Origin of the sequence: Roseivivax isoporae LMG 25204, from assembly GCF_000521865.1 — a bacterium.
In the GTDB taxonomy this organism is placed as follows: Bacteria; Pseudomonadota; Alphaproteobacteria; order Rhodobacterales; family Rhodobacteraceae; genus Roseivivax; species Roseivivax isoporae.
The window spans coordinates 39,862-65,874 of record NZ_JAME01000007.1; the positions used below are offsets into that span (position 1 = coordinate 39,862).

Annotated in this window: 23 protein-coding genes; 13 read left to right on the plus strand and 10 right to left on the minus strand. The window is 70.6% G+C overall.

The features are described from left to right. Window positions 1-184: 184 nt before the first annotated feature. The 5 genes from RISW2_RS06075 to RISW2_RS06095 all read left to right on the plus strand — a co-directional run bounded on the left by RISW2_RS06075 (window position 185) and on the right by RISW2_RS06095 (window position 5,755). Window positions 185-1,258: an ABC transporter ATP-binding protein gene (locus tag RISW2_RS06075; protein WP_084615272.1), complete on the plus strand. Its 1,074-nt coding sequence runs from the start codon at window positions 185-187 to the stop codon at window positions 1,256-1,258. Between the two features lie 4 nt (window positions 1,259-1,262). Next, a complete protein-coding gene (locus tag RISW2_RS06080) occupies window positions 1,263-2,150 on the plus strand; it encodes an ABC transporter permease (RefSeq protein WP_043768028.1) in 888 nt (295 codons plus the stop codon). Next, on the plus strand, window positions 2,143-2,943 hold the full coding sequence (locus tag RISW2_RS06085; protein ID WP_043768030.1) for an ABC transporter permease: 801 nt from the start codon (window positions 2,143-2,145) through the stop codon (window positions 2,941-2,943). Before RISW2_RS06080 ends, RISW2_RS06085 begins: the two co-directional genes overlap by 8 nt. A 53-nt stretch (window positions 2,944-2,996) precedes the next feature. Next, entirely contained in the window at window positions 2,997-4,022 is a 1,026-nt protein-coding gene (locus RISW2_RS06090; RefSeq protein ID WP_043768033.1) for an ABC transporter substrate-binding protein, read from the plus strand. 65 nt (window positions 4,023-4,087) lie between these two features. Then, window positions 4,088-5,755: an amidohydrolase gene (locus RISW2_RS06095; protein ID WP_043768036.1), complete on the plus strand. Its 1,668-nt coding sequence runs from the start codon at window positions 4,088-4,090 to the stop codon at window positions 5,753-5,755. A gap of 10 nt (window positions 5,756-5,765) precedes the next feature. On the opposite strand, the gene RISW2_RS06100 is transcribed toward RISW2_RS06095, so the two are convergent. From RISW2_RS06100 to RISW2_RS06125, 6 genes are all read right to left on the minus strand, one after another. Further along, complete coding sequence (locus RISW2_RS06100) at window positions 5,766-7,259, minus strand: amidase (protein WP_043768039.1); 1,494 nt, start codon at window positions 7,257-7,259, stop codon at window positions 5,766-5,768. A gap of 75 nt (window positions 7,260-7,334) precedes the next feature. Next, window positions 7,335-8,027, minus strand: coding sequence for a fumarylacetoacetate hydrolase family protein (locus RISW2_RS06105; RefSeq protein ID WP_043768042.1), 693 nt, complete (start codon window positions 8,025-8,027; stop codon window positions 7,335-7,337). 137 nt (window positions 8,028-8,164) lie between these two features. Next, window positions 8,165-8,956 (minus strand): FAD binding domain-containing protein, encoded by a 792-nt coding sequence (locus tag RISW2_RS06110; RefSeq protein ID WP_043768045.1) that lies wholly within the window; start codon window positions 8,954-8,956, stop codon window positions 8,165-8,167. A 102-nt stretch (window positions 8,957-9,058) separates the two neighbouring features. After that, window positions 9,059-11,422, minus strand: a complete 2,364-nt coding sequence (locus tag RISW2_RS06115; RefSeq protein ID WP_043768048.1) for a xanthine dehydrogenase family protein molybdopterin-binding subunit — start codon at window positions 11,420-11,422, stop codon at window positions 9,059-9,061. A gap of 127 nt (window positions 11,423-11,549) precedes the next feature. Then, the gene (locus RISW2_RS06120; protein ID WP_043768051.1) at window positions 11,550-12,035 is read right to left on the minus strand and encodes a (2Fe-2S)-binding protein; all 486 of its coding nucleotides are present in this window, start codon (window positions 12,033-12,035) and stop codon (window positions 11,550-11,552) included. A gap of 75 nt (window positions 12,036-12,110) precedes the next feature. Beyond that, window positions 12,111-12,638 carry an SRPBCC family protein gene (locus RISW2_RS06125; protein ID WP_043768054.1) on the minus strand — a complete coding sequence of 176 codons (528 nt, stop codon included), beginning with the start codon at window positions 12,636-12,638 and terminating at the stop codon, window positions 12,111-12,113. 191 nt (window positions 12,639-12,829) lie between these two features. Here RISW2_RS06125 and RISW2_RS06130 point away from each other — a divergent pair, with 191 nt between their 5' ends. Then, the gene (locus RISW2_RS06130; RefSeq protein WP_043768056.1) at window positions 12,830-13,600 is read left to right on the plus strand and encodes an ABC transporter ATP-binding protein; all 771 of its coding nucleotides are present in this window, start codon (window positions 12,830-12,832) and stop codon (window positions 13,598-13,600) included. Further along, window positions 13,597-14,388: an ABC transporter permease gene (locus tag RISW2_RS06135; RefSeq protein ID WP_043768058.1), complete on the plus strand. Its 792-nt coding sequence runs from the start codon at window positions 13,597-13,599 to the stop codon at window positions 14,386-14,388. The genes RISW2_RS06130 and RISW2_RS06135 overlap by 4 nt, the downstream gene beginning before the upstream one ends. A 94-nt stretch (window positions 14,389-14,482) precedes the next feature. Here RISW2_RS06135 and RISW2_RS06140 read toward each other — a convergent pair whose 3' ends face one another. The 3 genes from RISW2_RS06140 to RISW2_RS06150 form a co-directional block, all read right to left on the minus strand. After that, on the minus strand, window positions 14,483-15,610 hold the full coding sequence (locus RISW2_RS06140; RefSeq protein ID WP_043768061.1) for an aminotransferase class V-fold PLP-dependent enzyme: 1,128 nt from the start codon (window positions 15,608-15,610) through the stop codon (window positions 14,483-14,485). 72 nt (window positions 15,611-15,682) lie between these two features. Continuing rightward, window positions 15,683-16,144: an Lrp/AsnC family transcriptional regulator gene (locus RISW2_RS06145; protein ID WP_043768062.1), complete on the minus strand. Its 462-nt coding sequence runs from the start codon at window positions 16,142-16,144 to the stop codon at window positions 15,683-15,685. Next, entirely contained in the window at window positions 16,141-16,596 is a 456-nt protein-coding gene (locus RISW2_RS06150; protein ID WP_043768064.1) for an Lrp/AsnC family transcriptional regulator, read from the minus strand. The genes RISW2_RS06145 and RISW2_RS06150 overlap by 4 nt, the downstream gene beginning before the upstream one ends. Window positions 16,597-16,753: 157 nt before the next feature. Between RISW2_RS06150 and ilvC the strand changes: the two genes are divergently transcribed. Then, window positions 16,754-17,776, plus strand: a complete 1,023-nt coding sequence (gene ilvC / locus RISW2_RS06155; RefSeq protein ID WP_043768067.1) for a ketol-acid reductoisomerase — start codon at window positions 16,754-16,756, stop codon at window positions 17,774-17,776. 214 nt (window positions 17,777-17,990) lie between these two features. Further along, window positions 17,991-19,202 (plus strand): OpgC domain-containing protein, encoded by a 1,212-nt coding sequence (gene opgC, locus RISW2_RS06160; protein WP_043768069.1) that lies wholly within the window; start codon window positions 17,991-17,993, stop codon window positions 19,200-19,202. 321 nt (window positions 19,203-19,523) lie between these two features. On the opposite strand, the gene RISW2_RS06165 is transcribed toward opgC, so the two are convergent. Continuing rightward, window positions 19,524-21,254 carry a trypsin-like peptidase domain-containing protein gene (locus RISW2_RS06165; protein WP_043768072.1) on the minus strand — a complete coding sequence of 577 codons (1,731 nt, stop codon included), beginning with the start codon at window positions 21,252-21,254 and terminating at the stop codon, window positions 19,524-19,526. A gap of 158 nt (window positions 21,255-21,412) precedes the next feature. Here RISW2_RS06165 and RISW2_RS06170 point away from each other — a divergent pair, with 158 nt between their 5' ends. The 4 genes from RISW2_RS06170 to glyS all read left to right on the plus strand — a co-directional run bounded on the left by RISW2_RS06170 (window position 21,413) and on the right by glyS (window position 25,988). Beyond that, a complete protein-coding gene (locus RISW2_RS06170) occupies window positions 21,413-22,339 on the plus strand; it encodes a glycine--tRNA ligase subunit alpha (RefSeq protein ID WP_043768075.1) in 927 nt (308 codons plus the stop codon). A gap of 43 nt (window positions 22,340-22,382) precedes the next feature. Beyond that, window positions 22,383-22,907, plus strand: a complete 525-nt coding sequence (locus tag RISW2_RS06175) for a DUF6446 family protein (RefSeq protein WP_043768078.1) — start codon at window positions 22,383-22,385, stop codon at window positions 22,905-22,907. Window positions 22,908-22,964: 57 nt separating this feature from the next. Beyond that, complete coding sequence (locus RISW2_RS06180; protein WP_043768080.1) at window positions 22,965-23,816, plus strand: DUF1206 domain-containing protein; 852 nt, start codon at window positions 22,965-22,967, stop codon at window positions 23,814-23,816. A gap of 81 nt (window positions 23,817-23,897) precedes the next feature. Further along, window positions 23,898-25,988: a glycine--tRNA ligase subunit beta gene (gene glyS, locus RISW2_RS06185; RefSeq protein ID WP_043768083.1), complete on the plus strand. Its 2,091-nt coding sequence runs from the start codon at window positions 23,898-23,900 to the stop codon at window positions 25,986-25,988. Window positions 25,989-26,013: the final 25 nt, after the last annotated feature.

Genomic DNA, 26,013 nt, shown 5'->3' on the forward strand with positions numbered 1-26,013 from the left:
TTCACGTTTCCGTGATAATCTCGCCCCACAGCCGCCACAATCGCGCCGCCCGACCCGCGACTCGTCCATGCCGGGCGGCGCGGGCGTGGCCGTCAGGCCCCGCGGGAACAGCTTCGGCAGGAAGGGCTTGCCTTGTCCGGGCCCACACGGTTCGATCCCCCTGCGCAAGATGGGGACAGGCCGCATGATCGACATCCGAGAGGTGACCAAGGTGTTCGGCGCGGGGAGCGATGCGTTCCGCGCGCTCGACCGCGTATCGGTCACGATCCGGCAGAACGAATTCTTCACGCTCCTCGGGCCATCGGGCTGCGGAAAGACGACTCTGCTCCGCATGATCGCCGGGTTCGAGGGGCCGACCGAGGGCACGATCCTGCTCGACGGGGACGACCTCGCCGGCAAGCCGCCCTACGAGCGGCCGGTGAACACGGTGTTCCAGTCCTACGCGCTCTTCCCGCACATGAGCGTGGCCGAGAACGTGGGATTCGGGCTCAGGATGCTGGGCCGGCCGAAGGACGAGATCGCCGCGACCGTGCGCGAGATGCTGGCGCTCGTGCGCATGAGCGAGCTCGCGGAGCGGCAGACCGCGCAGATCTCGGGCGGGCAGCAGCAGCGCGTGGCCCTGGCCCGAGCGCTCGCGCCCCGGCCCAAGGTGCTGCTCCTCGACGAGCCGCTGTCGGCGCTCGACTTCAAGCTGCGCAAGGAGATGCAGCTGGAACTGAAGCGCCTGCAGAACGAGACCGGCATCACCTTCGTCTTCGTCACCCACGACCAGGAGGAGGCGCTGACCATGTCGGACCGGATCGCGGTGATGAACGCGGGCCGCATCCGCCAGATCGGCGTACCGCGCGAGATCTACGACCACCCGGCCGACCGCTTCGTGGCGGACTTCATCGGCGACACGAACTTCCTGTCGGCCGAGCTGACCGCCCGGACGGGCGACACCGCGACGCTGCGCCTGCCCTCGGGCCGGACCGTCGAGGCGCGCGCGCAGGGCGACGGCACGCCGGGCAAGGTCACGCTGGCCGTGCGCCCCGAACATGCCGAGCTCGCCCCGCCCGAGGAGGGTGCGCTCACCGGCACGCTGACCGAGGTGGTGTATTCCGGCACCGACACGCATTACCACGTGGCGCTCGACCAGGAGGCCGGCCTGTTCGTGCTGCGCCGCCAGAACCGGCCCGATGCGGGACCCGCGCACCAGCGCGGCGACCGGGTCGGCATCCGGCTCGGCGCGGTCGCGGGCCAGGTCCTGAGGGACTGACGCCATGGATGCCACGACCCGCAGCCGCGCGCTCCTTCTCGCCCCCGCGCTCTTCATCCTGACGGTGGCCGCGTCTGGCCCGCTCCTGATCGTGTTCGTCTACTCGTTCCTGACCCCCGGCGACTACGGCGGGGTCGTCTGGGACTTCTCGACGCAGGCCTGGTTCAACGTGATCGCCGAGCGCGACTTCTTCACAGAGGAACTCGGCTGGGCGGACGCCCATCTCGCGGTCTTCTGGCGCTCGATCAAGCTGTCGCTCCTGACCGCGCTCCTGTCGTTCCTCGTGGGCTTTCCGACCGCCTACTTCATCGCCACGCGGCCGAGGCGCAGCCGGGACATGTGGATGCTGCTCATCATGATCCCGTTCTGGACCAACCTCCTGATCCGAACCTTCGCGATCATGGAGCTCATCCGCAACGAGGGCACGATCAACACGGTGCTGATCGCCATGGGCCTCGTCACGGCGCCCGTGCAGATGCTCTACACCGAGTTCTCTCTGCTCGTCGGCATGACCTACGTCTACCTGCCGCTGATGATCCTGCCGATCTACGCCTCGATGGAACGCTTCGACTTCCGGCTGGTCGAGGCGGGCTACGATCTCTACGCCAGCCGCTGGCAGGTGCTGCGGCGCATCATCTTTCCGCTGGTGAAGCCGGGCGTGATCGCCGGGTCGATCCTCGTCTTCGTGCCCTGCCTCGGCGCCTACGTGACGCCGCGGGTGCTGGGCGGCGGCAAGCAGATCATGCTCGGCAACCTGATCGAGCTGCAGTTCGGGCAGCTGCGCAACTGGCCGCTCGGGGCGGCGCTGTCGCTGACGCTCCTGGTGATCGTGATGGTCGCGCTCCTGATCTATGTGCGCGCCGCCGGCGGAGAGGAGGCGCGTCATGGCTAGGCCCTTCGAAGTCACCCGCCAGCCGGGCTTCAGCGCCATCGCGATCGCGTGCTTCGTGCTGCTCTACCTGCCGATCGTGCTCCTGGTGATCTACTCGTTCAACGCGGGCGAATCGATCTCGCAATGGGAAGGCTTCTCTCTGCGCTGGTACGCGTCGGCCTGGGAGAACGAGCAGATCCAGGCCGCCACGATCCGGTCGGTGGTGATCGCCACCGGCGCGTCGCTCATCGCGACCTCCGCGGCGGTGCTGGCGGCGCTCGCCACCACCCGCACGGCGCCCTGGCGCGGCCGCACGATCGTCTTCGCGCTGGTGAACCAGCCGCTCATGGTGCCCGAGATCGTGACCGCGGTGGCGCTCCTGATCTTCTTCTCGATGATCAAGGTGGCGACCGGCTATACCGGCCTCTGGTACCTCATCCTCGCGCACGCGGCGTTCTGCATCCCCTTCGCCTACATGCCGGTGCGCGCGCGGCTGCAGGGCATGGACCTGAGCCTCGAGCAGGCGGGGGCGGACCTCTACGGCACGCCGGTCAAGGTGTTCCGGCACATCACCCTGCCCCAGCTCTGGCCCGGCATCCTTGCCGGGGCGATGCTGGCCTTCGTGATCTCGCTCGACGACGTGGTCATCACCGAGTTCGTGAAATCGGCCGGCCAGGACACCCTGCCCACCTACATGCTGGGCCAGATCCGGCGCACCATCACGCCCGAGATCAACGCGATCTCGACCGCGCTGCTCGCGGTGTCGATCCTTCTCGTCACCGCGTTCTTCTTCATCAGCCGGACCCGCAAGTGATCCGGCCCTACCACGCCCCGCTGCGACGGGGCCAACATCCAGGGAGTTCGACCATGATCCGCACCATGACGACCGCCAGCGCGCTGGCGCTTCTGGCCGGCGCCGCATCGGCCGAGGGCAGCCTCAACATCTACAACTGGGGCAACTACACGAGCCCCGAGATGATCGAGAAGTTCGAGGCCGAGTACGACGTCGACGTGACCGTCACCGACTACGATTCCAACGACACCGCGCTCGCCAAGCTCAAGGCCGGCGGCCACGGCTTCGACATCGTCGTGCCCTCGGGCAACTACGTGCCGATCTTCATCGCCGAGGGACTGCTGATGAAGTCGAACCCGAACGAGATGGAGAACTTCTCGAACATGGACCCGCGCTGGGTCGACGTCGAGTTCGACCCGGGCCGCGAATACACCGTTCCGTGGCAGTGGGGCACCGTCGGCGTCAGCGTGAACACCGCAGTCTACGACGGAGACATCAACACCGCCGCGGTGATCTTCGACCCGCCGGAGGAGCTGAAGGGCAAGATCAACGTGCTGCCCGAGATGAACGACGTGATGGGCATGGCCATCCACTACCTGGGCGGCGAGCAGTGCACCGGCGACCGCGAGGTCCTGCGCCAGGTCCGCGACAAGCTGGTGGAAGCCAAGCCCAACTGGCTCTCCATGGGCTACAGCACCATCGAGCGGCTCGCGAACGAGGACATCGCCGCGTCGATCAACTGGAACGGCGCCTCGATGCGGGCGCGGATCGACAACGACGACATCGCCTTCGGCTATCCGCAGACCGGCTTCTCGATCTGGATGGACAACGCGGCCATCATCTCGGACGCGCAGAACGTCGAGAACGCCAAGCTCTTCCTGAACTTCATCATGGAGCCCGAGAACGCGGCGATGCTGTCGAACTTCGCCCGCTACGCGAACGGCATCCAGGGCTCGCAGGAATTCATGGACGAAACCATGGCCCAGGCGCCCGAGATCAACACGCCCGAAGAGCTTGCCGACGCGGGCTACATCTCGAAGAACTGCCCGCCCGAGGTGCAGAAGATCTATTCCCAGATCTGGACCGAACTGACCAAGTGACGCCGGCGCGGCCGGGGGCAGAAATGCCCCCGGCCCCCTCTCGAAGACCCCGAAAGGCATTTCCCATGACCGCCACACCCGACCTCGTCGTGCTGAACGGCAGCGCGCTGACCTTCGATGACGCCCGGCCGCGGGCCGAGGCCGTGGCGGTGGCCGGCGGCCGCATCCTCGCCCTGGGCGACACCGCGTCGATCCGCGCCATGGCGGGGCCCGCGACGCAGGTGATCGACGCCGCAGGCGGCAGCATCCTGCCCGGGTTCATCGACAGCCACGTGCACCTCTTCGGCGGCTCGGTGGAACTCGGGTATCTCGACCTCTTCGGCGTGGCCGGCTTCGACGCCGTGACACGCGCGGTGCGCGCACGCGCGGCGGCGGAACCCGACACGCCGCTCGTCTTCGCGGTGCAGGCGGACTACGCCATGTTCGGTCCCGGCCACCGCACCACGCGGCACGACCTCGACCGCGTCCTGCCCGACCGCCCCTTCGCCATGTTCGCCGCCGACCACCACACGATCTGGGCCAACACCGCGGCGCTCGAGCGGGCGGGCCTGCTGCATGGCGGCGCGACCGAGACCGGGTCCGAGATCGTGATGGGCGCGGACGGGCTTGCCGAGGGCGAGCTGCGCGAGCCCGGCGCCTATGCGCCCGTCCTCGCCCTGACGCCCCATGGCGGCCGCGACCTCGCGGGCCTCGTGACCGGCAAGAACCCCGAGCCCGCCGCGACGCCCGCGGAAAGGGCGCGCGACCTCGACGCGCTGCGGCGCGGTCTCGCCCATTGTGCGGCCCACGGGATCACGGGCCTGCACAACATGGACGGCAACTTCTACACGATGGAGCTCCTGGCCGAACTCGAGGCGGCGGGAGAGCTGATCTGCCGCACCGAGGTGCCCTTCCACTTCAAGACCGTGGACAGCCTCGACCGCTTCGAGGAGGCCGAGGAGATGCGCCGCCGCTGGGCGTCCGACCGGCTCTGGTGCAGGCGGGTCAAGATGTTCATGGACGGCGTGATCGAGAGCCACACCGCCCTGATGCTCGAGCCCTATCCCGGCAGCGACCATGACGGCGACGCGGTGTTCGAACCCGAGCAGTTCAATGCCGCCTGCATCGAGGCCGACCGGCGGGGCCTGCAGATCGCGACGCACGCCATCGGCGATCTCGCCGTGCGCCGCACGCTCGACGGCTACGAGGCGGCGCGCCGGGCAAACGGCGCGCGGGATGCCCGCCACCGGATCGAGCATATCGAGACGCTTCACCCCGACGACCTGCCGCGCTTCGCCGCGCTCGGCGTCGCCGCGTCCTACCAGCCGGGCCACGCGCCGGTCGGGCACATCTACACCCCCGGCGCCATCGCGCCGCACCTGCACGAGCGCCAGCACGCGCTCGCCTATGGCTGGCAGAGCCTGCGCGACAGCGGCGCCCGCGTCGCCTTCTCCACCGACTGGCCGGTGATCAAGGTCGACACCATGGCGACGCTGCGCGCCGCCGTGGCCCCGCTCCGGATGCCCGCGCCGTGGGTCGACCAGCGGCAGACGCTCGGCGACGCTTTGCGCTCGATGACGCTCGACAATGCCTGGCTCGAGTTCAACGAGGACCGCAAGGGCCGCCTCGCGCCGGGCTGCATGGCCGACATCGTCGTGATGCGCGACGACCTCGAGGCGATGGACCCCGACGGGTTCGAGAGCACGGGCACCGCGGTGACGATCTCCGGCGGCGCGGTGACCTTCCGAGCCTGAAGCCCTCCGCTCAGAGGTCGCGGAACCCCGCTGCCTCGGCGATGGGCGGCGCCGCCGCCAGCATGGCCAGGTCGGGACGCGGGCGGGCGAGCCCCTCGGTCCCGGCGATGGCCGCCTCGATCGCCGCGGCGACGGCGAGCAGCTTCCGGTCCCCCAGCCGCTGTCCGACGATCTGCAGCCCGAACGGCAGGCCGTCCGCGTCGACGCCGCAGGGCACGGTGATCGAGGGATGCCCGGCCAGCGTCGTCGCATAGGCGAGGCTCAGCCACTGGTAGTAGCTCTCGGTCGGCCGGCCGTCGATCTCGGTCGGCGCGAGTTCGTGCCAGTCGCGCGGCTGGATCGTCGCCGTGGGCGAGATCAGCACGTCCCAGCGGTCGAAGAAGCCGCGCCAGCGGTGCTGGTAGGCGGTCTGCCCGGCAATGGCGCGCGCGGCGTCCTCGGCGCTGTAGCCCTGCCCCTCGATCACGTTCGCGGTGACGTTCGGGCCGACCTGGTGCGGGCGGTCGCGCAGGAAATCCGAGAACGCGGCCAGGAAGGACAGCGCGCGCAGCACGGCGAACAGCCGGTCCGCGTCGTGGCTGTCGGGATGCGTCTCCTCCACCGTGCCGAAAAGCGACGAGAGCCGCGCGATGCGGTCCGAGAAGAGCGCGCGCACCGCCGCCTCGGTCGGCGCGACGCCGAAATCGGGCGTCACCGCCACCCGCAGCGAGGCCAGGTCGACCGGCGGCAGCGAGGCGAACCCGGACGGATCCCACGCGGTGCGCCCGTCCGCCGCCGCGGTGTAGACGTCGCGCGGATCGGGCCGCGCCATCACCGACAGGAGCAGGGCCACGTCCCCCACGTCCCGCGCCATCGGCCCCTTGAGCCCCAGCGGCAGGGCGCCGAGCGCGCGCTTGTCGTCGGGCACGATGCCGGGCGACGGGCGGAACCCCACGACCCCGTTATAGGCGGCGGGCGTGCGCAGCGACCCACCCATGTCCGACCCGGTGGCGAGGGGCGCATAACCCAGCGCCAGCGCCACCGCCGAGCCGCCCGAGGACCCGGCGGCGTTGCGGGTCAGGTCGAACGGGTTGGGCGTCGTGCCGTAGACGCGGTTGCGCGTGTTGGCGCCCGCGCTCCATTCCGGCACGTTGGTCTTGCCGAGGGGCAGCGCCCCCGCCGCCCGCAATCCGCCCACGAAGGCATCGTCGCGCGCGGGCACGTTTTCCGCGAAGATCTCGGACCCGAAGGTCGTGGGCAGGCCCGCCACGTCCTCCATGTCCTTGACGGCAAGCGGCAGCCCCGCGAGCGGCGGCAGCGGCTCGCCCTGCGCGATCGCCGCCTCGGCTGCCCGCGCGCCCTCGCGCACCCGCTCGAAGTCCCGTGCCACGACCGCGTTCACCGCGTGGTCCAGCCGCTCGACCCGCGCGATGCAGGCCTCCGCTAACTCGACCGGCGACAGCGCCCGCGACACGAAGAGGTCGCGCGCCGCGCGGGCGCCGAGATCGGCAGGATCGGTGGTCATGGGCGGCGCTCCTTCTCGGCTCTCTGCCCGCAGAAGACCGCCCGCGCCCCGGAATGGCAAGCGCCGGCCGGCCCCTCAGGCCTCGGACAGGGTCAGTTGCACCGAGGCGAGGCCCTCCACGCTGCCCGTCAGCACGTCGCCCGCGACCACCGCGCCCACGCCCGCGGGCGTGCCGGTCATCACCAGGTCGCCCGGCATCAGCGTGTAGAGCGTCGACAGGAACGCGACGCACTCGCCCACGCTCCAGACCATGTCGTCGAGCCGGCCCCGCTGCCGCGTCTCGCCGTTCACGTCGAGCACGATCTCCTGCGGCCCCGGCGCGCCGAACGCCTCCGCCCGCGTCAGCGGCCCGATCGCGGCCGACCCTTCCACGTCCTTCGCCGCGTCCCAGGGATGGCGCTTCTCCTTGGCCCGCGCCTGCAGGTCGCGCCGCGTCATGTCGAGCCCCACCGCGTAGCCGAAGACCCCCGCCATCGCCGCCTCGGGATCCGTGTCGCGCAGCTCCGCGCCGATCGCCGCGACCAGTTCCACCTCGTGGTGATAGTCCGCGGTGCCCTGCGGATAGGGCAGGATCGCGCCGGTCTGCGCCAGGTGATGGCAGGACTTCGTGAAGAAGAACGGCCGCGCGCGGTCGACCTCGTTGCCCATCTCGGCGGCATGCGCGGCGTAGTTCCGCCCGATGCAGAAGATGCGCGCCACCGGGTAGAGCGCGATCTCGTCTGAGACCGACAGCGCGGGCTGCGGGCGGGCGGGGAAGAGCATGTCCATTCTCGGGCCTTTCGCGTGGATGTCCGGCCACCCTGCCCGGCCCCGGCCGCGATGGAAAGCCCTGTGGCCCGCGCAGGAAAAAGGGCCCGGCGGCACGCCTGCGCCGCCGGGCCCTCGAGGCCTCCGGTCGCGGGCCGTCAGCCCGCCGCGACGACCGCGCGCTTGGTCATGACCCCGACGAGATGCGCCCGGTAGGCGCCGCTGCCATGCAGGTCCGAGATCATGTCGCTGCCGTCCGGCGCCGCGAGACCGGCCACCGCGTCGGCCGAGAACGACCCCGACAGCGCCTCCTCGGCCGCGCTCCAGCGGAACACCCCGTCGTTCGAGGCGCCGGTGACGGCGACGCGCACGCCGTCCGCGTATTTCGCCACGAACACGCCCACGAGCGCGAAGCGCGAGGCCGGCTGCTCGAACTTGGTGTAGGCCGCCTTCTCGGGGATCGGGAACCGCACCTCGGTGACGATCTCGCCCTCCTCGAGGGCGGTGGTGAACATGCCCTGGAAATAGTCGTCCGCGGCGATCTCGCGGCTGTTCGTCACGATGGTCGCGCCGCAGGCCAGCGCCGCCGCCGGGTAGCAGGCGGAAGGGTCGTTGTTGGCGAGCGAGCCGCCGATCGTGCCGCGGTTGCGCACCGCCGGGTCGCCGATCTTCGCGGCGAGCGCCGCGAGGCCCGGAAAGTTCCCGGCCGCCTCGCGCGCCACGGTCCCGTGGGTGGTGCCGCCGCCGATCTTCAGCACGTCGCCCTCGCGCCGCACATATCGCAGCTCCGCGATGCCCGACAGCGCCACCAGCTTCGACGGCATGGCGAGCCGCTGCTTCAGCGTCGGGATCAGCGTCTGTCCGCCGCCCAGCGCCTGCGCCTCGTCCGCGCCGAGCGCTGCAACCGCATCGGCCACGCTCGTCGGCCTCTCGATCTCGAATCCGTACATCTCGTGTCTCCTCGATCACGCCGCGAAGCGCCCCGCCCGGGGCTTCTTCTTGGCGAAAATATCCCGGGGGTCCGGGGGCTGGCCCCCGGACGCCCTCGCACCTCAGCCCTGCATGGCCGCCCAGACGCGCGACGGCGTCACGGGCATGTCCACGTGGTCGACCTTGTAACCGCCCGATTGCAGCGCATCGACCACCGCGTTCACCACGGTCGGGGTCGAGCCGATCGCGCCGGCCTCGCCGCAGCCCTTCACACCCAGCGGGTTGTGGGTGCAGGGCGTCCCGTTCGAATGGTCGACCGAGAAGAACGGCACGTCGTCGGCGCGCGGCATCGCGTAGTCCATGTAGGACGCCGACAGGAGCTGCCCGTTCTCGTCGTAGGACGCGTTCTCGAGCAGCGCCTGCCCGATGCCCTGGGCGAGTCCGCCATGCACCTGGCCGTCGACGATCATCGGGTTCATCACGTTGCCGAAATCGTCCGCGGTGGTGAACCTGGCGATGGTCACGCGGCCGGTCTCGGGATCGACCTCCACCTCGCAGGCATAGGCGCCGGCGGGATAGGTGAAGTTCGCCGGGTCGTAGAACGCGGTCTCCTCGAGGCCCGGCTCGATGTCCTCGAGCGGGTAGTTGTGCGGCACGTAGGCCGCGAGCGTCACGTCGCCCCAGGCCACCGACTTGTCGGTGCCCGCGACCGAGAACGTGCCGTCCCGGAGTTCGATGTCGCTCTCCGCGGCCTCCATGAGATGCGCGGCGATCTTCTTCATCTTGTTGATGATCTTCTCGGTCGCACGGACCATGGCCGAGCCGCCCACCGCGATGGACCGCGAGCCGTAGGTGCCCATGCCCATGGGCGTGTTCGCGGTGTCGCCGTGCGAGATCTCGATCATGTTGGCGTCGAGCCCCGTCATCTCGGCGATGACCTGCGGGAACACCGTCTCGTGTCCCTGCCCGTGGCTGTGGCTGCCGGTCATGACCACGAGGCCGCCGGTGGCGTTCACCCGCACCGTCGCGCTCTCGTAGAGGCCCGCGCGCGCGCCGAGCTGGCCCACGAGGTTCGACGGCGCGATGCCGCAGGCCTCGATGAAGCAGTTGATGCCGAGCCCGCGCAGGAGCCCCTTCTTCTTGCTCTCCTCGCGCCGCGCGGCGAAGCCCGCGAAATCGGCCCGCGCCTCGAGCTTGTCCATCAGCCGGTGGAAATCGCCCGAGTCGTACTCGACCGCGACCGGGGTCTGGTAGGGGAACTCGGTGACGAAGTTCTTGCGCCGGATCTCGATCGGGTCGACGCCCAGCTCGCGCGCCGCCTTGTCGATCACGCGCTCCAGCTGGTAGGTCGCCTCGGGCCGTCCGGCGCCGCGATAGGCGTCGACGGGCACCGTGTTGGTGAAGACCGCGCGCACGTTGCAGTAGACGAGCGGCGTCGTGTAGTTGCCCGCCATCAGCGTGCCGTGCAGCCAGGTCGGGATCGACGGTGCGAAGGTCGACAGGTAGGCGCCCATGTTGGCCAGCGTCGAGGTGCGGACCGCGGTGAACTTGTGGTCGGCGTCGAGCGCGAGCTCGATCTTGGTCACGTGGTCGCGGGCATGAGCGTCCGACATGAACGCCTCGGACCGCGTCGAGGTCCACTTGACCGGCCGCCGCAGCGCCTTGGCCGCGAAGGTGCAGAGCGCCTCCTCGGCATAGTGGTATATCTTCGAGCCGAAGCCGCCGCCCACGTCCGGCGCCACGACCCGCAGCTTGTGCTCGGGGATGCCCAGCACGAAGGCGCCCATCAGGAGCCGGATCACGTGCGGGTTCTGCGAGGTGGTGTAGAGCGTGGAATCGCCCGAGGCGGCGTTGAAGTCGCCCACCGCCACGCGCGGCTCCATCGGGTTCGGCACCAGCCGGTTGTTGATGAGCTCGAGCGTGGTGACGTGGGCGGCGTTGCGGATCGCCTCGTCCACCGCCTCCTTGTTCTCCTCGACGAAGCCCCAGTCGTAGCAGAGGTTGTCCGTAAGATCGTCATGCACCAGCGTCGCGCCCTCCTCGAGCGCCTTGCGCATGTCGACGACCGCCGGAAGCTCCTCGATGTCGAGCACGATCGCCTCGGCGGCGTCGCGCGCCTGGTCCAGCGTCTCGGCGACCACCGCGCAGATCGGGTCGCCCACGTGGCGCACCTTGCCGTGCGCGAGCACCGGGTGCTTCGGCTCCTTCATCGGCTGGCCGAAGCGGTCGGTGACCTGCCAGCCGCAGGGCAGACCGCCCAGCGCCTCGAAATCCGCGCCGGTGAAGATGCGCAGCACGCCCGGCATCGCCTCGGCCGCCGCGGTGTCGATACCGTTGATGCGGCCATGCGCCACGTCCGAGCGCAGGAAATGCACGTAGGCCTGGCCGTAGAGGTTGATGTCGTCGGTATAGTTGCCGGTGCCGGTCAGAAAGCGCACGTCCTCCCGGCGCTTCGTGCTGGCTCCGATGCCATTGTCCTTCGGCATGATGCCTGTCCTCCCTGGGATGGCGGCACGCGGCCGCCCTGTGCCTCGGTCACGGGACGCGCCCCTCCGGCGCCTCCCGAGTGCTGTCCCCCGCGGGGCCCGCGCCGGCGCGGGCCCGGCCGGCCGCTCACTCGGCGGCGATCGCTCCGACGTCCTGGCCGGACGCGGCCATGATCGCCTTGACGATGTTGTGATAGCCCGTGCAGCGGCAGATGTTGCCCTGCAGGTGGTGGCGCACCTCGGCCTCGCTGGGCTTCGGGTTGTCCTTGAGCAGCGCCGCCGCGGACATCACCATGCCCGGCGTGCAGAAGCCGCATTGCAGGCCGTGATGGTCCTGGAACGCCTGCTGGATCGTCGAAAGCGAGCCGTCGGCATTGGCCATCCCCTCGATCGTGGTGACCTCGGCGCCCTGCGCCTCGGCCGCGAACATGGTGCAGGCCTTCACCACCTCGCCGTTCACGTGGACGTTGCAGGCGCCGCACTGGCTCGTGTCGCAGCCGACATGCGTGCCGGTGAGCCGCAGCTGCTCGCGCAGGAACTCCACCAGCAGCTCGTTGCCCCGGACCGCGCGGCTCACGGACTTGCCGTTCACCGTCATCGTCACTTCGGTCATCTCAATCCTCCCGATCGAATGTCGTTTTGCGCACAGTTGGGACGGGCACCCCCCGCCCTGTCAAGCGGCGCGTGGTCACGTGGACATCATCCGCTTGAACCAGCCCTTCTTGGCCGCGCCGGGCGTCGCCTCGGCCTCGGGCGCCGCCGCCTCGTCCGCCGGGCCCTCGATGGCTTCCTGCAGACGGGTGAAGAACTGGTCCGCCATCTTCTTGGCGAAACCGTCGATGATCCGGCTGCCGAGCTGCGCGAGCTTGCCGCCCACGTTCGCCTCGACGTCGTAGGTGAGTTTGGTGCGGCCTTCGCCCGCCTCCTCGAGGTGCACGACCGCGCCCCCCTTGGCAAAGCCCGCGGCGCCGCCCTTGCCCTCGCCCGACAGCTTGAGCGTGGTTGGCTCGTCCATGTCGGACACGGTGACGTGGCCCTTGAAGGTCGCCTTCACCGGGCCGACCTTCTGCACCACGGTCGCCTCGAAGCCCTCCTCGGGCGTGCCGGTCAGCTCCTCGCAGCCGGGAACGCAGGTCTTCAGCACGTCTGGATTCAGGATCGCCGCCCAGACCGTGGCGCGGTCGGCGTCGATCTCGCGGGAATCGCTCATCTGCATGGGGTCGCCCTTTCCATTCGGACCCGACGTTAGGAGGTCGGGCGAGGCCACGATATTAGACCATTCTCCTAGATGCGACCGGCACGTGCGGCCGTCCGCGGGGTTTGCGGCCCGCCGCCGCCGCGGCTAGTGTCGGCCCGGGGGACGCGGGCGCGCCGGAGGGGCCGCCCGGCAAGGGGAGGTCGCGCGCCATGCCGGACACGGCCAGTCACGAACCGGGAGGTCTCGCCGTGCGGGACGTGAGCTTCCGCTACGGCAGCCGCACCGCGCTCGACGGCGTGGGCTTCGAGGTGGCGCCCGGCCGCTTCGCAGCGCTTCTGGGGCCGAACGGCGCGGGCAAGTCCACGCTCTTCTCGCTCCTGACCCGGCTCTTCACCACGCGCGACGGGCGCATCCTCGTGGCGGGCCACGACCTCTCCCGGCATCCGCGCGCGGCCCTCGCCCGCATGGGCGTGGTGTTCCAGTCCCAGACGCTCGACCTCGACCTCACCATCCGCCAGAACCTGTCCTATTTCGCGGCCCTGCACGGGCTCTCGGGACGCGAGGCCGCACTCCGCATCGACGCCGCGCTCGAGCGGCTCGCCATCGCGGACCGCGCCGGCGAGAAGGCGCGCAACCTCAACGGCGGGCATCGCCGCCGCACCGAGATCGCCCGCGCACTGGTGCACCGTCCCTCCGTACTGCTCCTCGACGAGCCGACCGTCGGGCTGGACGCCGCCGCGCGGGCGGCCATCACCGACCACGTCCACCGGCTCGCTGCCGAGGACGGGTTGACCGTGCTCTGGGCCACGCATCTCACCGACGAGGTGACCGACGGCGACCGGCTGGTCGTGCTGCACCGCGGCCGCGTGCTCGCCGACGGCGAATGCGGCGCGCTGCGCGGCGGACGGTCGCTGCGCGACTACTTCCTCGCCACGACCGGGGCCGATGCGCCCGAGGCGGTCCCGGGAGGCCCTGCATGAGCCATCACCTCGTCGCGCTCCGCGCCATCGTCCTGCGCGAGGCGCTGCGCTTCGTGCACCAGCGCGAACGCTTCCTCGCGGCGCTCGTCCGCCCGCTCGTCTGGCTCGTGGTCTTCGCCGCAGGCTTCCGCGCGGCGCTCGGGCTCTCGATCATCCCGCCCTACCAGACCTACATCACCTACGAGACCTACATCGTGCCGGGCCTCTGCGGCATGATCCTGCTCTTCAACGGGATGCAATCGTCCCTGAGCCTCGTCTACGACCGCGAGACGGGCTCGATGCGGCTGTTGCTGACCGCGCCGCTGCCGCGCGGCTGGCTGCTCTTCTGCAAGCTGCTCGGCTCGACCGCCATCGGCATCCTCCAGGTCTATGCCTTCCTCGCGGTGGCCTTCGCCTTCGGGATCGAGATGTCGGCCGCGGGCTACGTGGCGGCCCTGCCCGCGCTCCTGCTCGCCGGGCTGATGCTGGGGGCGCTCGGACTCGCGATCTCGTCGCTGGTGCGCCAGCTCGAGAACTTCGCGGGCGTGATGAACTTCGTGATCTTCCCGATGTTCTTCCTGTCGACCGCGCTCTACCCGCTCTGGAAGATGGCCGAGAGCTCGGACCTCCTGCGCGACATCTGCGCCGCGAACCCCTTCACCCACGCGGTGGAGCTCATCCGCTTCGCGCTCTACGGGCAGGTGAACGGCATGGCGTTCCTGTGGGTGCTCCTGTCCCTCGCGGCCTTCCTCGCGCTGGCGCTCTGGGGCTACGACCCAGCCCGCGGCATGGTGCGCCGCAAGGGCTGAGCGGTGCCGCGTCCCGGGGCGGCATCGGGGGGTCCGGGGGGCGCAGCCCCCCGGCGCGGCGCCGGCGCAGCCTGCGCAACACCTCGCCCGCGGGTCAGAGCGCCGCGTCGAGGCCGCGCTCGAGCCGCGCGAGCGTCGCGTCCACGTCGCGCAGCTTGTCGATCCCGAAGAGCCCCAGCCGGAAGGTCGAGAACCCCTCGCCCTCGTCCACCATCAGCGGCACGCCCGCGGCGATCTGCAGGCCCGCCTTCGCGAAGGCGCGGCCCGACTGGATCTCGGGGTCGTCCGTGTAGCTGACCACCACGCCCGGCGCGCCGTAGCCCTCGGCGGCGACCGACGCCACGCCACGCTGCGCCAGCGCCGCGCGCACGCGGCGGCCGAGCTCGAGCTGCGCCGCGCGCAGCCGCTCGAACCCCTCCGCCCGGCTTTTCGCCATGGCGTCGCGGAAGGCGCGCAGCCCGTCCGTGGGCATGGTGGCGTGGTAGGCATGACCGCCGGTCTCGTAGGCCGCCATGATCGCGCGCCACTTCTTGAGATCGTTGGCAAAGGAGTTCGACGCCGTCTCCTCGAGGCGCGCCGCGGCGCGCTCGGACAGCATCACGAGCCCCGCGGACGGCGTCGACGACCAGCCCTTCTGCGGTGCCGAGATCAGCACGTCGACGCCCGTCGCCAGCATGTCGACCCAGGCGCAGCCCGAGGCGATGCAGTCGAGCACCATGAGCGCGCCCACCTCGTGCGCCGCGGCGGCAAGCCGCGTCACGTAGTCGTCGGGCAGCATGATCCCGGCCGACGTCTCCACGTGCGGGGCAAAGACGACCTGCGGCCGGGTCTCGCGGATGCGCGCCTCGACCTCCTCGATGGGCGGCGGCGCGAAGGGCACGTGCACGCCGTTGCCGGTGCGGCGCGCCTTCACCACGCTGACCGCGCCGCCGAAGCCGCCGGCGTCGAGGATCTGCGTCCAGCGGTAGGAGAACCAACCGTTGCGCACGACCAGCATGTCGGCGCCCTGCCCGAACTGCCGCGCGACCGCCTCCATGGCATAGGTGCCGCCGCCCGGGACCACCGCGACCGCGTGCGCGGCGTAGACCTCGCGCAGCATGGCCGAGATGTCGCGCATCACCTGCTGGAACGCGGCGGACATGTGGTTGAGCGAGCGGTCGGTGAAGACGACCGAGAATTCCTCGAGCCCGTCGGGATCGACTGTGTCGAGCAGCGCGGCCATGGCAATCTCCCTTCCCATCGTGACGCGCCCCCCAGCTACTCTGCCGGGACGCGCGCGCCAAGGGTCGTCATGTCACGCCCCGAGCGGTCCCGGCCGCCGCTCCTCGGACAGGAGCACGTTGGCGTCGACGCTGCCCACGCCCGGCAGCGTCATGATCCGCCGGCGCAACACGCGCTCGAAATCGGGGATGTCGCGGGCAACCACGCGCAGGCGGTAATCGTACATGCCGAGCACGTGCTCGACCGTCTGGACCTCGGGGATCGCCTGCACCGCGCGTTCGAAGTCGCCGAGGCTCGTGCGCCCCTTGGTGGCGAGCCGGATGCCCAGGAACACCGTCACGCCGAACCCCAGCGCCTGCGCGTCGAGATCGAGCCTGTGGCCGCGGAACACGCCCGCCTCGCGCAGCCGCCGGACCCGCCGCCAGGCGGCCGGCTGCGACAGCCCGAAGCGCCGCCCGAGCGCGCCCGCCGAGAGCGTCGCATCCTCCGAGAGCGCGCGGATCAGCGCGCGGTCGGTGTCGTCGAGGTCGATCATATGGGCAGCGTCTCGTCGCCCTTGAGCCGCGCCACGTGCATCAGCGCCTCGATGTCGGTCATGTGCGGCAGCGCCAGGATGCGGTCGCGGTAGAGCGCCTGGTAGTGCGCGAGATCGCGCGCGATCACCGACAGCCGCACGTCCACCTGCCCGAGCAGCGTCTGGATCTCGAGCACCTCGGGCACCTCGCGGGCCGCGTCGACGAAATCCTCGAAGGCGCGCGGCACGCTCTTGTCGAGCGTCACGCGAAGCGAGACCTCGACCGAGTAGCCCAGCACCTGCCAGTCGATCACGCCCCGCGTCGCGCGCAGGATGCCGCGCGCGCGCAGCCGGTCGAGCCGCCGGCCGAGTGTCGTGGCGGTCATTCCGCAGCGGTCCGCGAGGTCCTGCAGTCCCGTCTCGGGTGCCGCCTGATACTGGCGCAGGATGCGCCTGTCGGTGTCGTCGAGCATGGATCCTGCACTATCCTGCAGATCGCCGCATGAAAAGTGCGGATGTGCCCGAATGACCGCGATCTTTGCCGTCCCCTTCGCGCGCAAGCGCCTATGCTGCGCCTCCGGAACATCCCGCCCTGTGCGGCACAGCGAGAAAGAAGAGGAAGGAACGACCATGCGCGTCTATTACGACCGTGACTGCGACATCAATCTCATCAAGGACAAGAAGGTCGCGATCCTGGGCTACGGCAGCCAGGGCCACGCGCACGCGCTGAACCTGCGCGATTCGGGCGCCAAGAACGTCGCCGTCGCGCTGCGCGAGGGCTCGGCATCGGCGAAGAAGGCCGAGGCCGAGGGTCTGCAGGTCATGGGCATCGCCGAGGCGGCCGCCTGGTGCGATCTCATCATGTTCACCATGCCCGACGAGCTGCAGGCCGAGACCTACCGCAAGTACGTGCACGACAACCTGCGCGAGGGGGCCGCGATCGCCTTCGCCCACGGCCTCAACGTGCATTTCGGCCTGATCGAGCCCAAGCCCGGCGTCGACGTCATCATGATGGCGCCGAAGGGCCCGGGCCACACGGTGCGCGGCGAATACGTCAAGGGCGGCGGCGTGCCCTGCCTCGTGGCGGTGCACAACGACGCCTCCGGCAAGGCGCTGGAACTCGGCCTGTCCTACTGCTCGGCGATCGGCGGCGGCCGCTCGGGCATCATCGAGACGAACTTCCGCCAGGAATGCGAGACCGACCTCTTCGGCGAGCAGGCAGTGCTCTGCGGCGGCCTCGTGGAGCTGATCCGCATGGGCTTCGAGACGCTGGTCGAGGCCGGCTACGAGCCCGAGATGGCCTATTTCGAGTGCCTGCACGAGGTGAAGCTGATCGTCGACCTGATCTACGAGGGCGGCATCGCGAACATGAACTACTCGATCTCCAACACCGCCGAGTACGGCGAGTACGTGTCGGGCCCGCGCATCCTGCCCTACGACGAGACCAAGGCACGGATGAAGGCGGTTCTGCGCGACATCCAGACCGGCAAGTTCGTCCGCGACTTCATGCAGGAGAACGCCGTCGGCCAGCCGATGTTCAAGGCGACGCGCCGCCTGAACGACGAGCACCAGATCGAGCAGGTGGGCGAGAAGCTCCGCGCGATGATGCCGTGGATCTCGGCCGGCAAGATGGTGGACAAGGAGCGCAACTGAGCGCGGGCGGCCCTGCCCGCCACCCTGCACCCACGCGTCCGCGCCCCCGGTCCCCGGGGCGCGGGCCCACCCGCGGGAACCCGCCGGTCCGGCGCGCGAAGCCTTGCCGACGCGACGGGCCTGACGCCACTTCCCGCGGGACCTTTTCCCGCCGAACGCATTGATCCGTATCCGATGCCGCCCACGCGCGGCGAGCGCGATGCGGGAGACGACCATGCGCCTCACACTCCTCGACGGGTTCCGGGGGTTCTTCCTCCTTTTCATGATGATCGCCCACATGAACGGCGAATTCCACGCGGTCCTGGGCCAGTACAACCACCACATGCTGGGCTTCGTGGAAGACGCGCAGGGCTTCGTCTTCATCTCGGGCTTCGTGGTGGCCCTGGTCTATACCAAGCTCATGGACCGCAAGGGCGTCGCCGGCATGCGCACGGGCGTGCTGAAGCGAATCCGCACCATCTACACCTACCAGGCCCTGATGATCGCGGGCTTCGCCATCGCCGCGCTGGCCCTCGCGAGCCAGGGCTTCGAGCCGGACGTCCTGCGGCAATATGTCGAGGAGCCCGCGGCCTTCACCCTCGCCTCGCTCCTGCTGGTGACGGGGTCGATGCACATGGGCATCCTCGCGCTCTACATCTGGCTGATGCTGCTGACGCCGCTCGCGCTCCTCGCCTTCGACCGCGGGTATGCGAAATGGTGGGCACTGGCTTCGGCCGCCGCGTGGCTTCTCGCGCAGTCGGGCCTGCCCGACGCGGCGCAGCTGCCCGTCGAGGCGGCGCTGGCCGACGCGGGCGCCGGCATCAACATCGGCATCTACTTCAACGTGTTCGGCTGGCAGGTGATCTATTTCCTCGGCCTCTGGCTCGGCTTCCTCTTCGCACGCGACCGGCTCGACACGTCGTGGATGCACGGCCGCGCGGCGCGGATCGGCTTCTGGGCGGCGCTCGCGGGCGTCGCGGCCTTTGCCCTCTTCGACCGCGCGCTGAACCTCGGCTGGCTCGAGCAGGACACGCGCCGCTGGATCTGGGACACGCTCGACCGCGGCAACATGGACCCGGTCTACCTGGCGAACTTCGCGCTCGACCTCTTCGTGATCTCGTGGCTGGTGATCGCGGGCCCCGCCAGCGGCAACCGCGTTCTGGCCGCCATCGGGAACGGCATCGCCTGGGTCTTCACCCGCAGGCCGCTCGTGTTCCTCGGCCAGCATTCGCTGCAGGTCTTCGCCGCGCACGTGGTCATCGTCTGCGTCGCCATGTGGCTCATGCAGGACCGCGACATCCCGGCGCTCTGGGACAACGTCGCGCTGCTGGCCTCGATCGTGCCGCTCTATGCGGTGGCGTGGCTGCACGCCCGCAAGGTGGCGGGCCGCAAGGCGCCGCAGCGCGCCCCGGTCGCAGGTGCGGCCCCGGTGGCGGCCCGCGGCTGATCCCTGCCCCTGAAACGCAGACCGCCGCCCCGGCAGATCGACGGGGCGGCGGTCGCATGTCCGGCGCCGGGGCGCCGTCCGTCGCTCACATGTCGTTCTTGATCTGGTAGACGCACCAGCCAAGCAAGACGAGCAGGATGAAGATCGGCAAAATGAAGAATGCGTCCATTGGGTCCTCCTGTCACTCCACTGCACGTGCGTTGAGACTAGCGGGTGAGGACCATGCCGCAAGCCCTGCGGCGCCCCGTTCCCGCCGCCGCGGTCCCGGGCGCCCGGCATTCGGGCACGATCCCGCCGGGCGGGGCCCGGCGGGCGCGCCGCCTATTCCCAGCAGCTGACGAGGACGGTCATGCCCGCGGCGATCGCGGTCAGATCCTCGGGCGCCATGGCCGCGGCGCCCTGCACCTCGCCCGCCGACACGCCCGCCTCGGCCACCAGCGCCTGCAGCGCCTCGGCCTTGGCGGCAAAGCTCACCTGGTCGGGCAGCTGGCGCGCGGCACTTTCGCGCGGCAGGAGCATGCCCACCACGCCGCCGCCCGCGTCGAGGACCGGCCCGCCCGCATCGCCCGGCTCCGCGGCGAGCGCGAGCCGCTTCAGCGTCGTCTCGCCGCCGAGCCCGCGCACGTCCTCGAGCGTGCCGTAGGTCAGGGTCGGCGCGCTCAGCACGCCGCCGAAGGGATAGCCCGACACCGCGATCTCCGATTGCAGCCGCGGCGGGTCGAGCCGGAACGACGCGACCTCGAGCGGCGCCAGACGGTCGACCGGCCGCAGCACCGCCGCGCCGAGCTCGGCATCGCGCGCCACAACCTGCGCCTCGTGCGCCTCGTCGAGCGTGATGCGCCCGCAGCCCTCGACCGCGTCGAGCGCGGTGATGACCGTGCCCGCGCGGTCCACGTAGAAACCCGACGCGGTCACGATGGGCTGGCGGATCCGCAGCCCCGCCATCAGGTCGACCGCCTGCCCGCTCTCGCTGACCGTCGCGGGGTCGAGCACCACGCCCGGCACCGGGGAAAAGCTGTCCTGCATGGCCGCGAGGATCCGCGTGCGGCGTTCCTCGTCGCCCGCGGGCCAGATCAGGGTGAAGCCCTTGATCGCGCCGTCCGACAGGCGCGCCTCGGTGTGGCTGACGATGCGGTCGTTCGCGCCGGTGAGCGTGAATCCGTCGCGCGTGCGCTCGCGCGGCCCCTCGAGCGGCACGCTCTCGAGCGTCTGCATGATCTCGTAGAGGCCGCCCAGCGTGCGAGCGTCGCCCGGCTGCGAGATCAGCAGCACCCGCGCGTCGATCTCGCCGGTGGGCGCGTAGTGCACGAACGGGCTTTCAGCCTTCTCGAAGGCGACGACGCCCGTGGGGATCTCGATGGTGACGCCGGCGCGGCGGTCGGTCACGCGCTCGAGCCCCATGCCCTCGAGCACGGCGTTGTACTGTCCGAGCAGCGTGGCGCGTTGGCGCGTGGTCAGAACGCCCGTGACCTCGACATTGTTGGCGCGCTGCCAGTCGGCCATGGAGTTGCGCGTGCCGGCGCCGAAGGCCGCGTCGATGGCGCCGTCGTAGAACCCCGCCCATTGCAGCGCGACCTGCAGCTCGGCGCGTTCGTCCGGCGTCAGCAGCGCCTCGGTCGCCCGCGCCTCGCGGGGGCTTTCGTCCACGGGCGCCGGCGGCGCCTCGGGTTCGGGCAGCGCCGCGGGGGTGTCGCCGTCCGCCTGGTCGTCCGCGACGCCCGGCAGCGCCGCCGCCCCGACCGGGAAGAAGCGCTGGCGGTAGCGGTCCTCGTCCTCGATGTAGCTGTCGCGCGGGATCTGGCCGTTCGCGCGCAGCCCGCTCAGCCGCGCCTCGGCCTCCGCCCGGCTGTAGGGGCCGAGCGCGATGCCATACCAGCCCGACCCCAGGTCGAAGCCGTTCACGTCCTGCAGGTAGCTCGAATAGTCGCGCACGCGCTCCTCGGCCCGGCCGAGCGTCGGCTGCGCCTCGATCTGCACGAACCACGCGTCCTGCGCCATCGCCGCCCCGGCCCAGACCAGGGCGACGACCGCCCCCAGAACCCTCGTCTTCATCACACGTTCCCCATCCGCGGCGGCGTCCGTCCCCGCTTGTTCGGAATTCTGCTTACCAAAGACGCCGCGTCGTGCATGTCAAAATATGGCGAGAGCCGCAATTGACCCCGCGCCTGTGGCACCCTAAGCAACGGCCTGTCCTGCCGGGGAGTTTCGAGATGAGTGCGACCGACGCGCCCAAGAGTTTCCAGGAAATCCTCCTGCGCCTGCAGACCTACTGGGCGACGCAGGGCTGCGCGGTGCTGCAGCCCTACGACATGGAGGTGGGCGCCGGCACGTTCCATCCCGCGACCACGCTGCGCGCGCTGGGCGACCGGCCCTGGGCCGCGGCCTACGTGCAGCCCTCGCGGCGCCCGACCGACGGGCGCTACGGCGAGAACCCGAACCGGCTGCAGCACTACTACCAGTTCCAGGTGCTGATCAAACCCTCGCCGCCGGACTTGCAGGACCTCTATCTCGGCTCGCTCGAGGCGATCGGCATCGACCTCTCCCTGCACGACGTGCGCTTCGTCGAGGACGACTGGGAAAGCCCGACGCTCGGCGCCTGGGGCCTCGGCTGGGAAGTCTGGTGCGACGGCATGGAAGTGTCGCAGTTCACCTATTTCCAGCAGGTCGGCGGGCACGATTGCCACCCGGTCTCGGGCGAGCTGACCTACGGGCTCGAGCGGCTCGCCATGTACGTGCTCGGCATCGACCACGTGATGGACATGCCGTTCAACGACCCGCAGGCGCCCATCGCGCTCCGCTACGGCGACGTGTTCCGCCAGACCGAGCGGGAATATTCGCGCTGGAACTTCGACGTGGCCGACACCGCGACGCTGCTGCGCCATTTCGAGGACGCCGAGGCCGAGTGCCGGCGCATCCTAGAGGCGCCCGCGACCGATCCCAAGACCGGCGGCGAGATCGTCATGGCGCACCCGGCCTACGACCAGTGCATCAAGGCCAGCCACCTCTTCAACCTGCTCGACGCCCGCGGCGTGATCTCGGTGACCGAGCGGCAGGCCTATATCGGCCGCGTCCGCGCGCTCGCCAAGGCCTGCGCCGACGCCTTCGTCACCACAGAGGCCGGCGGAGCGGCCGCCTGATGGGCAAGGCGGCACGTCACGCGACCCCGGGGGCGAACGGCCGATGACGGGAAAGATCCTCGCCGCGCTCATCCTCGTCTGCGCGCTCGTGGCGGGCGCAGCGATGTACTACCTGCAGGTCTACGCGTTCTACGAGGAGGTGCCGGCCTCGGGCCTTGGCGACGTGGCGCTGACGCCGCGCGACGGGGGCGCGCCGCAACCGGTGGCGGTGACGGACTTCCGCGCCATCGACGCGGAGAGCTCGCCCATCCGCTACCGCGCCTGCTTTGCCATCGACACCTCCCTCGACGCGCTCGCAAGGGATTTCGAGCCCTACGAAGGCGCGGCCCCCCGCGTGGCGCCCGGCTGGTTCGACTGTTTCGATGCCGACGCCCTCGGCGCCGAGATCGACGCAGGCCGCGCGATCGTCCTCACTGGCGAGCGGAACCTCGAATACGGCATCGACCGCGTGGTGGCGGTCACCGCGGAGGGCCGCGGCTATGTCTGGCACGAGGTGAACGAGTGCGGCGACAAGTCCTATGACGGCTCGCCCCTCGGCGAGGACTGCCCGGAGCCTCCGGCCAACTGAGAAAAGCGGGAACAACCGGCCGTCCCCTGCCTTGAGTGGGCAAGGAGGACTTATCCCATGTCCCAAGAACGTGCTCCCGCCTGGGTCGTGCCGGTCATGCAGGCCGGATACGGTGCCCGCGCGCTGGTCTATCTCGTCGTCGGCGGACTCGCCTTCTACGCCGCCCTCGACGGCGGCGCCGCCGAGGGCACGTCCGGCGCGCTCGCCGACCTGCGCAACGAACCGTTCGGCCGTCCGGTCCTGTGGATCATCGCCGCGGGCCTTTTCTGCTACACGCTCTGGCGGCTCATCGCGGCCTGGCTCGACCTCGAGCGCCGCGGCGACGACAGTGGCGGGCTGTTCGCCCGTGCGGGCCTCGTGGTGACCGGGCTCATCCATGCGGGCCTCGGCGTCTCGGTGGCGGCCATCGCGCTCGGGCGGTCCTCGGGCGACGGGTCGGGCGCGCAGGACTGGACGGCGCGGCTCATGCAGATGCCCTACGGCCGCTGGGTGGCGGCCGCCATCGCACTCGCCATCGTCTGCGCCGGCATCTACTACGTGATCAAGGGCTGGCTGCAGAAGTACAAGCGCACGCTGCGCGTCACGCCCACGACCGAGCGGCTCGACCCCGCCCTGCGCGCGGGCTTCATCGTGCAGGGCACCCTCGTCGCCATCATCGGCGCGCTCCTCGCCTGGGCGGCGCTGACCACCGATCCGGGCAAGGCCGGCGGGCTCGGCGCGGCGCTCGACCAGGTCCGCTCGGTGGCCTTCGGCCGCGTGCTTCTCGGCATCGCGGGGCTCGGGCTCCTCGGCTTCGCACTCGAGAACGCGGTCGAGGCGCGCTACCGCATCGTGCCCGCGCGCGCGGGCCAGGACGTCGAGACGCTCGCCATGCGGGCCGAGCGCAAGGTGCGCGACGCCACGGGCTGACCCGCTATCGGCTGGACGCTGGCGGCGCGCACGGGTATCCCGCGCCGCGAGAGCCGAAATGTGCCAGCGTGGACCTCCCCGATGCCCGACCTCCTGATCGAACTCCTGTCCGAGGAAATTCCCGCGCGGATGCAGGCGCGCGCGGCGGCGGACCTCAAGGCGCGCGTGACCGAGGGGATCGTGCAGGCGGGCCTGACCTATGCCCATGCCGGCGCCTTCGCGACGCCGCGGCGGCTCACGCTGGCGCTCGAGGGGCTGACGGCCGAATCGCCGTCGCTGCGCGAGGAACGCCGCGGCCCCCGCGCCGACGCTCCGGAAAAGGCCATCGAGGGCTTCCTGCGCGGCGCAGGCGTCGCGCGCGAGGACCTGATCGAGCGCGAGGAGAAGAAGGGCACCTTCCTCTTCGCCGTGGTCGAGACGCCGGGACGCAGCGCCGAGGCCATCGTCGCCGAGGTGCTGGAACAGGTGGTCCGCACCTTCCCCTGGCCCAAGTCCATGCGCTGGGGCACGGGGACGCTGCGCTGGGTGCGGCCGCTTCACCGCATCCTGTGCATCCTGAGCGACGAGGCGGGCGCGCGCGTCGTGCCGCTCGACATCGACGGGATCGCGGCCGGCGACGTGACCGAGGGCCACCGCTTCATGGCGCCCGGCGCGTTTTCCGTCACGGGCTACGAGGATTACGCGGCCAAGCTGCGCCGCGCGCACGTGATCCTCGATCCCGCGGAACGCGCCGAGATCATCCGCAACGACGCCGCGCAGCGTGCCTTCGCGCTGGGCCTCGAGGTGGTCGAGGATGCCGGGCTCCTGGCCGAGGTCGCGGGGCTCGTGGAATGGCCCGTGGTGCTCATGGGCGAGATCGGCGCGGAATTCCTCGACCTGCCGCCCGAGGTCCTGATGACCTCGATGAAGGAGCACCAGAAGTTCTTCTCGGTCCGCAACCCGCGCTCGGGACGGATCGAACGTTTCGTCACCGTGGCGAACCGCGAGACCGCGGATGACGGCGCGACGATCCTTGCCGGCAACCAGAAGGTGCTGTCGGCGCGGCTGTCCGATGCCAAGTTCTTCTGGGAGAACGACCTCCGCGTGGCGCGCGAGGCGCGGATGGCGCCGTGGCTCGACCGGCTCGAGGCGGTGACCTTCCACAACAGGCTGGGCTCGCAGGCCGCCCGCGTCGGCCGCATCGCGGCGCTCGCGCGCGCGCTGGCCCCGCTGGTCGGCGCCGCGCCGGACGAGGCCGAGGAGGCCGCGCGCCTCGCCAAGGCCGACCTCTCCTCCGAGATGGTCTACGAGTTCCCCGAGCTGCAGGGTCTGATGGGCCGCTACTATGCCGAGGCCGCGGGCTTCGCCCCCGAGGTCGCGGCGGCGGCGCAGGAACATTACCAGCCGCTCGGTCCCTCCGACGCGGTGCCTTCCGCGCCGGTCTCGGTCGCCGTGGCGCTCGCCGACAAGCTCGACACGCTCGCGGGGTTCTGGGCCATCGACGAGAAGCCCACGGGGTCCAAGGATCCCTTCGCGCTCCGCCGCGCGGCACTCGGGGTGATCCGCCTTCTCCTGTCGAACGGGCTCAGGCTGCCGCTCGAGGCGCAGTTCGCCACCGCGGCCCGCCCGCATGACTGGACCGACGAGGCGGCGATGGCGCAGGCGAATGCCGACCTCCTGTCCTTCTTCCACGACCGTCTCAAGGTCCACCTGCGCGACGAGGGCATCCGGCACGACGTGATCGACGCCTGCCTCGCGATGCCCGGCTCGGACGACCTGACGCTGCTCGTGACCCGCGCCCGGGCGCTGCAGACGGTGGTCGCGACCGAGGACGGCGAGAACCTCGTGCAGGGCTTCAAGCGCGCCAACAACATCCTCAAGCAGGCCGAGGAACGCGACGGCGTCGAATATTCCTTCGGCCCCGACCGCAAGTTCGCCGAGGCGCCGGAAGAGGCCGCGCTCTTCGACGCCCTCGACGCCGCCGAGGCCGAGATCGCGCCCGCGATGGAGGCAGAGGATTTCGGCCGCGCCATGGCGGCGATGGCGGGCCTGCGGCCCGCGGTCGACGCCTTCTTCGAGGCGGTGCAGGTCAACGCGGAAAACCAGGTGGTCCGGCGCAACCGGCTGAACCTGCTCGGGCGCATCCGCGACGTCTGCCTGAGGGTCGCGGACCTGACCCGGCTCGAGGGCTGACGCCCCTTCGACCCGACGAAAGCGC

Excerpts from the sequence above, each read along its gene's own strand:
- RISW2_RS06075 (WP_084615272.1), top strand. The coding sequence starts at position 185 with ATGATCGACATCCGAGAGGTGACCAAGGTGTTCGGCGCGGGGAGCGAT.
- RISW2_RS06080 (WP_043768028.1), top strand. The coding sequence starts at position 1,263 with ATGGATGCCACGACCCGCAGCCGCGCGCTCCTTCTCGCCCCCGCGCTC.
- RISW2_RS06085 (WP_043768030.1), top strand. The coding sequence starts at position 2,143 with ATGGCTAGGCCCTTCGAAGTCACCCGCCAGCCGGGCTTCAGCGCCATC.
- RISW2_RS06090 (WP_043768033.1), top strand. The coding sequence starts at position 2,997 with ATGATCCGCACCATGACGACCGCCAGCGCGCTGGCGCTTCTGGCCGGC.
- RISW2_RS06095 (WP_043768036.1), top strand. The coding sequence starts at position 4,088 with ATGACCGCCACACCCGACCTCGTCGTGCTGAACGGCAGCGCGCTGACC.
- RISW2_RS06100 (WP_043768039.1), bottom strand. The coding sequence starts at position 7,259 with ATGACCACCGATCCTGCCGATCTCGGCGCCCGCGCGGCGCGCGACCTC.
- RISW2_RS06105 (WP_043768042.1), bottom strand. The coding sequence starts at position 8,027 with ATGGACATGCTCTTCCCCGCCCGCCCGCAGCCCGCGCTGTCGGTCTCA.
- RISW2_RS06110 (WP_043768045.1), bottom strand. The coding sequence starts at position 8,956 with ATGTACGGATTCGAGATCGAGAGGCCGACGAGCGTGGCCGATGCGGTT.
- RISW2_RS06115 (WP_043768048.1), bottom strand. The coding sequence starts at position 11,422 with ATGCCGAAGGACAATGGCATCGGAGCCAGCACGAAGCGCCGGGAGGAC.
- RISW2_RS06120 (WP_043768051.1), bottom strand. The coding sequence starts at position 12,035 with ATGACCGAAGTGACGATGACGGTGAACGGCAAGTCCGTGAGCCGCGCG.
- RISW2_RS06125 (WP_043768054.1), bottom strand. The coding sequence starts at position 12,638 with ATGCAGATGAGCGATTCCCGCGAGATCGACGCCGACCGCGCCACGGTC.
- RISW2_RS06130 (WP_043768056.1), top strand. The coding sequence starts at position 12,830 with ATGCCGGACACGGCCAGTCACGAACCGGGAGGTCTCGCCGTGCGGGAC.
- RISW2_RS06135 (WP_043768058.1), top strand. The coding sequence starts at position 13,597 with ATGAGCCATCACCTCGTCGCGCTCCGCGCCATCGTCCTGCGCGAGGCG.
- RISW2_RS06140 (WP_043768061.1), bottom strand. The coding sequence starts at position 15,610 with ATGGCCGCGCTGCTCGACACAGTCGATCCCGACGGGCTCGAGGAATTC.
- RISW2_RS06145 (WP_043768062.1), bottom strand. The coding sequence starts at position 16,144 with ATGATCGACCTCGACGACACCGACCGCGCGCTGATCCGCGCGCTCTCG.
- RISW2_RS06150 (WP_043768064.1), bottom strand. The coding sequence starts at position 16,596 with ATGCTCGACGACACCGACAGGCGCATCCTGCGCCAGTATCAGGCGGCA.
- ilvC (WP_043768067.1), top strand. The coding sequence starts at position 16,754 with ATGCGCGTCTATTACGACCGTGACTGCGACATCAATCTCATCAAGGAC.
- opgC (WP_043768069.1), top strand. The coding sequence starts at position 17,991 with ATGCGCCTCACACTCCTCGACGGGTTCCGGGGGTTCTTCCTCCTTTTC.
- RISW2_RS06165 (WP_043768072.1), bottom strand. The coding sequence starts at position 21,254 with ATGAAGACGAGGGTTCTGGGGGCGGTCGTCGCCCTGGTCTGGGCCGGG.
- RISW2_RS06170 (WP_043768075.1), top strand. The coding sequence starts at position 21,413 with ATGAGTGCGACCGACGCGCCCAAGAGTTTCCAGGAAATCCTCCTGCGC.
- RISW2_RS06175 (WP_043768078.1), top strand. The coding sequence starts at position 22,383 with ATGACGGGAAAGATCCTCGCCGCGCTCATCCTCGTCTGCGCGCTCGTG.
- RISW2_RS06180 (WP_043768080.1), top strand. The coding sequence starts at position 22,965 with ATGTCCCAAGAACGTGCTCCCGCCTGGGTCGTGCCGGTCATGCAGGCC.
- glyS (WP_043768083.1), top strand. The coding sequence starts at position 23,898 with ATGCCCGACCTCCTGATCGAACTCCTGTCCGAGGAAATTCCCGCGCGG.